General features: G+C 65.6%; 2 protein-coding genes. Both read left to right on the top strand.

Features of this window, described 5'->3' with window-relative positions; all coding sequences use genetic code 11:
* Nucleotides 1-80: hypothetical protein (locus ACLJNW_RS23030; protein ID WP_244247829.1), on the top strand; the 80-nt coding region annotated here is incomplete at its 5' end.
* 253 nt (nt 81-333) lie between these two features.
* A partial coding sequence (locus tag ACLJNW_RS23035) for an MAPEG family protein (RefSeq protein WP_410961068.1) occupies nt 334-605 on the top strand: 272 nt, incomplete at its 3' end.

A 605-nucleotide genomic window follows, 5' to 3' on the forward strand; every position in this document is an offset into this window, starting at 1 on the left:
TCTACCGCCAGGCGATCACCTCGGCCGGCGCCGGCTGCATGGCCGCGCTGGATGTGGAGCGCTATCTCGATTCGCTCTGATGAGAAGACAGCCCTGAGTGCTGCGTGCAAGGAAGGCCCCGCTTCGGCGGGGCTTTTCTTTGTCCGTTCGGAAGGCCGCGGGCAGTGGGTCGTCCGGTTACGCATCCGCCGACGGCGTACATCGGGGCCGAGCGGCGTGCCGGCAGAACACGACTTAAGGACGGCGGACTGCGAATAGAGCAATTGCTCTAGCCGGCCTAGAATCCAGACGCTTCATCCTTCCCACGACAACACAATAGAAGGAGCGTCATCCATGTTTCTCAGCCCTAGCGCGATCTGCCTGCTCGGCCTGATCGCCTGGACCCTGTTGCTGGTCTTCCTGCTGGTCAGCCAGCGCGGCCTGCTGGTACTCGGCGGGCGGATGGCGGTGAACGCCTTCGCCGCCGATGGCAGCAACACGCCTGGCGGTTTCGGCCAGCGGCTGGTGCGAGTCCATGCCAACTGCGTGGAGAACCTGCCGCTGCTGGCCGGCGCGCTGCTCTACGCGATCGCCAGCGGGCAGAGCAGCCTGACCGACCCGTTGGC

It is taken from the genome of Salmonella sp. SAL4457, from assembly GCF_046548235.1.
Classification (GTDB): domain Bacteria; phylum Pseudomonadota; class Gammaproteobacteria; order Enterobacterales; family Enterobacteriaceae; genus Salmonella; species Salmonella enterica.